4 protein-coding genes are annotated in these 6,000 nt (G+C 71.6%); 1 reads left to right on the top strand and 3 read right to left on the bottom strand.

The features are described 5' to 3' along the window. Positions 1-49: 49 nt before the first annotated feature. Positions 50-970 (top strand): SDR family oxidoreductase, encoded by a 921-nt coding sequence (locus ACFV9O_RS06085; protein ID WP_385412894.1) that lies wholly within the window; start codon positions 50-52, stop codon positions 968-970. On the opposite strand, the gene ACFV9O_RS06090 is transcribed toward ACFV9O_RS06085, so the two are convergent. From ACFV9O_RS06090 to ACFV9O_RS06100, 3 genes are all read right to left on the bottom strand, one after another. Next, entirely contained in the window at positions 961-1,935 is a 975-nt protein-coding gene (locus ACFV9O_RS06090; protein WP_385412897.1) for a helix-turn-helix transcriptional regulator, read from the bottom strand. The genes ACFV9O_RS06085 and ACFV9O_RS06090 overlap by 10 nt on opposite strands. Positions 1,936-2,124: 189 nt before the next feature. Continuing rightward, the gene (gene aceE, locus ACFV9O_RS06095) at positions 2,125-4,812 is read right to left on the bottom strand and encodes a pyruvate dehydrogenase (acetyl-transferring), homodimeric type (protein ID WP_385412900.1); all 2,688 of its coding nucleotides are present in this window, start codon (positions 4,810-4,812) and stop codon (positions 2,125-2,127) included. 427 nt (positions 4,813-5,239) lie between these two features. Then, positions 5,240-5,863 carry a GntR family transcriptional regulator gene (locus tag ACFV9O_RS06100; RefSeq protein ID WP_385412902.1) on the bottom strand — a complete coding sequence of 208 codons (624 nt, stop codon included), beginning with the start codon at positions 5,861-5,863 and terminating at the stop codon, positions 5,240-5,242. Between the last annotated feature and the right edge of the window lie 137 nt (positions 5,864-6,000).

Genomic DNA, 6,000 nt, shown 5'->3' on the forward strand with positions numbered 1-6,000 from the left:
TTCGGAAATGTGGACAGAGGGTGTCGGATTTTCCTGAGAACGTCGCAGCATGACGACCGACACAGCACTGCAGGGGAAGATCGCGCTGGTCGCGGGCGCGACACGGGGCGCGGGCCGCGCCATCGCTGTTCAACTGGGCGCGGCGGGCGCGACGGTCTATGTGACCGGCCGTACGACGAGGGAACACACCAGCGAGGTCGGGAGGGCGACGGAGACGATCGAGCAGACGGCGGAGCTCGTCACCGAGGCGGGCGGCAGGGGCATCGCCGTCCCGACCGACCATCTCGACGTGGCGCAGGTCCGGGCGCTGGTCGCCGGCATCGACAAGGACCACGGCCGGCTGGACATCCTCGTCAACGACATCTGGGGCGGCGAGCACCTCATCGTCTGGAACACCAAGATGTGGGACACCGGCCTGGACAGCGGGCTGCGCATGCTGGAGCTCGGCGTCCGCAGCCACATCATCACGAGCAGCTGCGCCCTGCCGCTGCTCGTGCGCAACCCCGGCGGACTCGTGGTCGAGGTCACCGACGGCACGGCCGAGTCCAACCGGCGCTTCCGCGAGAACTTCTACTACGACCTCGCCAAGAACGCCCCGATCCGGATGGCCTTCACGCTCGGCGAGGACCTGAAGAGCGTCGGCGGCACGGCGGTCTGCATCAGCCCCGGCTTCCTCCGCTCCGAGCAGATGCTGGAGGTCTTCGGGGTACGGGAGGAGAACTGGCGGGACGCCATCGCCGAGCAGCCGCACTTCGCCATCGCCGAATCGCCCGTGTACGTGGGCCGCGCGGTTGCCGCGCTCGCCGCCGACCCGGAGCGGGCGCGCTGGAACGGCCGGTCGCTCTCCAGCGGACAGCTCGCCAAGGAGTACGGCTTCACGGACGTGGACGGGAGCCGGCCGGACGCGTGGGGGTACTTCGAGGACGTCGTGTACGGGGACAAGGACGGGTCGGTGGACGACTACCGCTGACCGGCGTCGCCCGAATAGAGGGCGTGCATACGGGCCGCGGCATCCGCGAACCGCTTGCGGAGGTCCGCGGGTTCCAGCAGCTCCGCCTCCGCGCCGAGGGAGAGGAGCTGGCCGAACGCCACCACGTCGGACTCGACGGGCAGGGTGACCGTGACCCGGCCCTGCCCGTCGGGCGGGCCCGCGGCCGCCAGCGCCTCCTCGGCGGCGGCGCGGTCCGTGACGTACGGGAGGCGGCGGGCGCCGTCCGGGGAGAGCCGGACGACGATCTCGGCGCGCAGGATCGACCGGGCGAACTGCGCGGCGCGCTCCTCCCAGAAGGCCGGGAGGTCGAAGGACTCCTCCCGTTCGAAGCGGCGCCCGGTGAGGGCGACGGCGGTGAAGCGGTCGATCCGGTAGACGCGGAACGACGTGCCGTCGGCACGGGCGCACAAGTACCAGACCCCAGCCTTGAGGACGAGCCCGTACGGCTCCAACTCCCGCTCGGCGTCCCGATAGCGGGCTGCGAGCACCCGGTCGTCCCAGACGGCCTCCGCGACGACCGGAAGCAGGTCGGGGGTCTCCGGCTCCTGGTACCAGCCGGGCGCGTCCAGATGGAACCGCTGCGTCGCCGACCGGGAGGCGTCCCGCAGTGACGGCAGCAGCGCGGCGGACACCTTGAGCCGGGCGGCGGAGGCGGCGTCCTCCAGGCCCATCTCGCGCAGCGCCCCCGGCACCCCGGACAGGAACAGCGCCTCCGCCTCGCTCCTGGCCAGCCCGGTCAGCCGTGTCCGGTACCCCCCGATCAGCCGGTAGCCACCGGCCCGCCCCCGGTCCGCGTACACCGGAACTCCGGCCTCCGACAGCGCGAGCGCGTCCCTGGTGATGGTGCGCTCGGACACCTCGAGCTCCTGGGCGAGCTCGGCGGCGGTCATGGAGGGCCGAGATTGGAGGAGGAGGACCATCTTGATGAGCCGGGCAGCACGCATGAGGTCATTGTCGCGGGGCCGGTCCCGCATGCCCCGGTGCGCCCTGCGACGCGTGCCGCCCCCGTCCGGCGGACCGGGGTGTCCGTCCTCAAGCGCCGGACGGGCAGGGTGTGGCCGGTATCCGGCGCGAAACGCGCCGCCCCCGGCGCCCGATGGGCGACGGGGGCGGCACAACGCGGCGCGCGGGGCTCAGAGGCCGTAGCGCTCGCGGGCGTCCTTGACCGACGAGGCCGGGACCTCGCCGCGGCGGGCGAGCTGGGCCAGGGCGGCGACCACGATCGACTGGGCGTCGACACCGAAGTGGCGGCGGGCCGCCTCGCGGGTGTCGGACAGGCCGAAGCCGTCCGCGCCGAGCGAGGACCAGTCCTGCTCCACCCACTGGGCGATCTGGTCCGGGACCTGGCGCATGTAGTCGCTCACCGCGAGCACCGGACCCTCGGCGCCCTCGAGCGCCTGGCGTACGTACGGCACACGGGACTCGCCCCGCAGCAGCGCCGCGTCCGCCTCCAGCGCGTCGCGCCGCAGCTCGGTCCAGGAGGTCGCGGACCAGACGTCCGCCGTCACGCCCCACTCGTCCGCGAGCAGCTTCTGCGCCTCCAGCGCCCAGTGGATCGCCGTACCCGAGGCGAGCAGCTGGATGCGCGGGTCGTCCGCCGCGCCCTCGCCCTCCTTGAAGCGGTACAGACCGCGGACGATGCCCTCGTCGACGCCCTCCGGCTTCGCGGGCTGCGGCATCGGCTCGTTGTAGACCGTCAGGTAGTAGAAGACGTCCGCGTCCTCATCCGGGCGGGCTTCGCCGTACATCCTCCGCAGACCGTCCTTGACGATGGCCGCGACCTCGTACGCGAACGCCGGGTCGTACGTCAGCGCCGCCGGGTTGGTCGCCGCGATCACCGGCGAGTGGCCGTCCGCGTGCTGCAGACCCTCACCCGTCAGCGTCGTACGGCCGGCCGTGGCGCCCACCAGGAAGCCCTTGCCGAGCTGGTCGCCGAGCTGCCACATCTGGTCGGCGGTCCGCTGCCAGCCGAACATCGAGTAGAAGATGTAGAAGGGGATCATCGTCTCGCCGTGCGTCGAGTACGACGTCGACGCGGCGATGAAGTCGGCCATCGAACCGGCCTCGGTGATGCCCTCGTTGAGGATCTGGCCGTCCTTGGCCTCGCGGTAGTACATCAGCTGGTCGCGGTCGACCGGCTCGTACGTCTGGCCCTTCGGCGAGTAGATGCCGAGCGACGGGAAGAGCGACTCCATACCGAAGGTGCGCGCCTCGTCGGGGACGATCGGCACCCAGCGCTTGCCGGTCTCCTTGTCGCGGATCAGGTCCTTGACCAGGCGGACAAAGGCCATCGTGGTCGCCACGGACTGGTTGCCGGAGCCCTTGTCGAAGGCGGCGAACGCCTTCTCGGCGGGCGCGGGCAGCGGGGCGACCGGGTGCACGCGGCGGGCCGGGGCCGGGCCGCCGAGGGCCGCGCGGCGCTCCTGCAGGTAGCGGACCTCGGGGGAGTCCGCACCCGGGTGGCCGTAGGGCACCTGACCGTCGGCGAAGGCCGAGTCGGAAATCGGCAGGCCGAGCAGGTCCCGCATCGTCTTGAACTCGTCCACCGTCAGCTTCTTCATCTGGTGGTTGGCGTTCTTGGACGCGAAGCCCTCGCCGAGCGTGTAGCCCTTGACCGTCTGGGCCAGGATCACCGTCGGGGCGCCCTTGTGCTCCAGGGCGGCCTTGTACGCGGCGTACACCTTGCGCGACTCGTGGCCACCGCGCGAGAGGTGGAAGCACTCGAGGATCTTGTCGTCGGACAGCAGCTTCGCCATCTCGACCAGCGCGGGGTCCTTGCCGAAGAAGTCCTCGCGGATGTAGGCCGCGTCGCGGGTCTGGTACGTCTGGACCTGCGCGTCCGGGACCTCACGGAGGCGGCGGACGAGGGCGCCGGTGGTGTCGAGCTGGAAGAGCTCGTCCCAGGCATTGCCCCACAGGGTCTTGACGACGTTCCAGCCGGCGCCGCGGAACTGGGCCTCCAGCTCCTGCACGATCTTGAAGTTGGCGCGGACCGGGCCGTCGAGGCGCTGCAGGTTGCAGTTGATGACGAAGGTCAGGTTGTCGAGACCCTCGCGGCTCGCGAGCGCGAGTGCCGCGGTCGACTCGGGCTCGTCCATCTCGCCGTCGCCGAGGAACGCCCAGACGTGCGACGCGGAGACGTCCTTGATGCCGCGGTTCGTCAGATAGCGGTTGAAGCGCGCCTGGTAGATCGCCGAGAGCGGGCCGAGGCCCATGGAGACCGTCGGGAACTCCCAGAGCCACGGCAGCCGGCGCGGGTGCGGGTACGACGGCAGACCGTCGCCGCCGGACTCCTGGCGGAACCTGTCCAGGTGGGCCTCGGTGAGGCGGCCGTCGAGGAAGGCGCGGGCGTAGATGCCGGGGGACGCGTGGCCCTGGATGTAGAGCTGGTCGCCGGAACCGTCGGCCTCCTTCCCGCGGAAGAAGTGGTTGAAGCCGGTCTCGTAGAGCCAGGCCGCGGAGGCGAAGGTGGCGATGTGGCCGCCGACGCCGTACTTGGCGCCGCGGGTGACCATCGCGGCGGCGTTCCACCGGTTCCAGGCGGTGATCCGGCGCTCCATCTCCTCGTCGCCGTCCACGGTGGGCTCGGCGGCGGTGGGGATGGTGTTGACGTAATCCGTCTCGAGCAGCTTGGGCAGGGCGAGCCCGGCGACACCCTCCGCGTGCTGGAGGGTACGCCGCATGAGGTACGCGGCGCGGTGCGGGCCGGCAGCCTTCGTGACGGCGTCGAGGGAGGCCGCCCATTCGGCGGTCTCCTCGGTGTCACGGTCCGGGAGCTGGTCGAGCTCGCTCGGAAGCAGCTTGCCTACGGGGTCGGTCATGATCGCCGCCTTCCGGAGTGGGAGGGGGTGGAGAAAGGGGGCCTTGTCTGGCAGGACGGGGCCGCGGACTGGTGGGTCCGTCGATGACTGTAAGCGAACGATCGATGATCGATCAAAGCGTTGAGCGAAAAACTTCTTCAGATCGGCAAAGTCGGCACAGGGTGCCGCGAATCCGGGCACCCGGTGCCGGTTTTTTCTGTGCGGGCTCCGCCTCACGGGCCCGGAGCTTCGGGTGTCCGGGGTGCCCGGTGCCGCGGGGGCCAGGTGTGTCCGTCCTCACGCGCCGGACGGGCCTCGGTGCGGCTGCTGTCGGTGGGGGGCGGACACGCGGGCCCATCGGGCGGTGCCGGTACGGGCACCCCGGCCCACCGTCGCGGCACCGGGCGCGCCCGGAACCGTGGGGGCACGGGTTCCCGGAGCCGGAGGCTCAGGCGCGGGGCGCGCAGCCCAGGACGTGGGCCTTGACCAGCGCCCCGATCTGCGGATCGCGGCGACGGAACGCCGCCACCAGCTCCTCGTGCTCCTCCGCGTACGACTTCTGCTTCGTCCCCAGCCACCGGATCGACAGCGCTGTGAAGACCTCGATCCCGAGGCCCTCCCACGTGTGCAGCAGCACCCCGTTGCCCGCCGCCTTCACCAGCTCCCGGTGGAACGCCACGGTGTGGCGTACCTGCGCAGTGCCGTCCGCCGCGCGGTCCGCCTCGTACAGCGCCGCCACATGCGGCTCCAGGGCCGAGCAGTCGGCCGCCAGCCGCTCCGCGGCCAGCTCGGCCGCGATCTGCTCCAGGCCTGCCCGGACGGGGTAGCTCTCCTCAAGGTCAGCCGCCGTCAGATTCCGTACGCGTACGCCCTTGTTGGGGGCGGACTCGATCAGCCGGAGGGACTCCAGCTCGCGCAGCGCCTCCCGCACGGGCGTCTGGCTCACGGCCAGTTCCGTTGCGATCCTGCGCTCGACGATCCGCTCGCCCGGCTTCCAGCGGCCGCTGACGATGCCCTCCACGATGTGCTCGCGGATCTGATCGCGCAGCGAGTGGACGACGGGCATGGTCATGGACCGCTCCTTCAAGAAGAGAAGACCCCTAGACAATACGGCGGCGGGGGGGGGGGGGGGGGATGGCTGTGCGCCTCCGCCCCCCCGAGCCCCGCAGCCGGGGGCGTCGTCGCCGTGCACCCCCCCCCCCCCCCCAC

Source organism: Streptomyces sp. NPDC059909, assembly GCF_042730885.1.
GTDB lineage: Bacteria > Actinomycetota > Actinomycetes > Streptomycetales > Streptomycetaceae > Streptomyces.